3 protein-coding genes are annotated in these 1,776 nt (G+C 44.4%); all 3 read right to left on the bottom strand.

Going from position 1 to position 1,776, the window contains the following annotated elements:
* A partial coding sequence (locus tag RMO27_RS04390; protein ID WP_309729507.1) for a type I-E CRISPR-associated protein Cas6/Cse3/CasE occupies positions 1 to 253 on the bottom strand: 253 nt, incomplete at its 3' end.
* Positions 254 to 910, bottom strand: a complete 657-nt coding sequence (gene cas5e / locus RMO27_RS04385; RefSeq protein ID WP_309729504.1) for a type I-E CRISPR-associated protein Cas5/CasD — start codon at positions 908 to 910, stop codon at positions 254 to 256.
* A gap of 5 nt (positions 911 to 915) precedes the next feature.
* Positions 916 to 1,776, bottom strand: an 861-nt coding sequence (gene cas7e, locus RMO27_RS04380) for a type I-E CRISPR-associated protein Cas7/Cse4/CasC (RefSeq protein WP_309729501.1), incomplete at its 5' end; no start/stop codon positions are given.

The raw sequence follows: 1,776 nt of genomic DNA, 5'->3' as shown, positions 1-1,776 counted from the left end.
GCTGACTAAAATAAGTTAGCGGCAATTTATCCCAATTTGGTTCTAATTCAGACTGTACTAATAGGATATTACTATCAGGTTCGAGCCGAAATAATATCTGCCAATCTGCCCGTACCCGTCTTTGCTCCTCTTCGGGAAGAGGTTCTATATCAGGGAAAGCCTGCATGATACTGCGGTGCAAGTTGTGAATATTACTGAGATCGTGACGTACCTTGCGCTCTCGATCGTTCAAAATTATTTTAGAAAGATACATTCACACCACCTCCAGATATTGAGTTGTTACACATCGACTACCAAACAACCGTTTTTGCCAATTTAGCGGCACATCTCGTCGTGTATCCAAGCTATCTTCAACCTCCAAGATGCAGCGCAGCAACTCCTTTTTTGGTTGGTGAGTACCTTTTTTTAAATAGAGTTGTTGCCAACGAGTCGGATGATTTTGGAAATCTGCAAGGGCGTTAACTAGCTCTAATTCGCTGATGCCCCGTTGAACAGGACAACTAGGAATAAAGCTTTTGCGCCCAAAGTAAAGCTGCCAGCAGGGAGATAGTAACGCAGCATTGAGGGTTTCGAGGATAGATCGATCGCCCTCTAATCCCACCAAATAGTCAGCATCAGCCATGTAATAGCGATCGCTCAATACTGTATCGCCTTTGGCACCACTGGATTTAATACTATCCATCACAGTGTGATAGTCACACAGCATTATGCCCTCGCGATCGACTCGCACCCCCATTTTGAGAGCAGCGAGATCATCAACTGGTTCCCAGCGCGGACGACCAAGGGCAGCACAGAGCAGCCCAATTACTGCCGATTTAGTTGGTTCTCGCCGCGTATCACGGATGGTGAAACGGCTATGGTCGCCCCAGCTCATCATCGGTGCCCGCATTCGCATTAATAAAGTTGTCATAGTAACTAGGCTCCAGGGAATGCTTTGGCTAAGGCAGCGGTTAGCAACTCTTCGACCGAGTTTTTCTCTTCACTTTTGAGATTGGTTAAACCTGCGGCTAATTTTGATCTCGTGACGACACCAACATATTCAGTTTTATTGCCATACATTTTAGTCAGATCTGCCCAGTGAGTATCCATAGCGGCGACAGCAGTATCAAGCAACCCTTTAGCACCACTCGGACGCACGGGTTCTTCAAAGGCATCAACTAACGAAATCGGCTGCCCTTGGCGAACGACGATCATAACTAAAGCTGGTGGCGTATGAGCGGCAAAACTATTTTGGTGTCCGCTAGGAATAGCTTGAACAAAAGCCTGGGCAAATTCTTTAACTACACTTTGAACTGATTCTGACGAACCAAGATTTTTGGTTAATTGTTCGATATCGACATTGGTATAACGATAATAAGTCGAACTGTTATAGCCTGTCTCACCTAAATGATCAGCTCCTTGCTCATCTTCTTCGCGCCCACCTAGATCATCTACAGCTGTGAAGAAATCAAATTCTTGTTGCAAGGTATTTACACTAATTGCATGTGCCATTTGCACCGAAGCATCTACGTTAACGGTAGGTAATGAAGCCATCATTCTCCCAAACAGTGCCACATCACCAGGCTTACCAGTATCGGTTAAAGCCTTTTCAATAAGTTTTGGAATATTGGGATCTTTCGTCGGTAAACTGGGATCTTTTGCTTGAATATTAGGTTCAATCGCTGACCAATTTTTAACTAAAATATCTGCAATTGCCGCAATCTCTGTTTTACCCAAGAACAGAATTGTTTTAGATTTAACCACCCCATCACCTTCGATTTTAGCTCCTAATACAGC

It is taken from the genome of Chamaesiphon sp. OTE_75_metabat_556 (assembly GCF_031378165.1).
Classification (GTDB): Bacteria; Cyanobacteriota; Cyanobacteriia; order Cyanobacteriales; family Chamaesiphonaceae; genus Chamaesiphon.
Note: the sequence above shows the minus strand (reverse complement) of the source record. Positions and strands in the feature narration are given on the sequence as shown.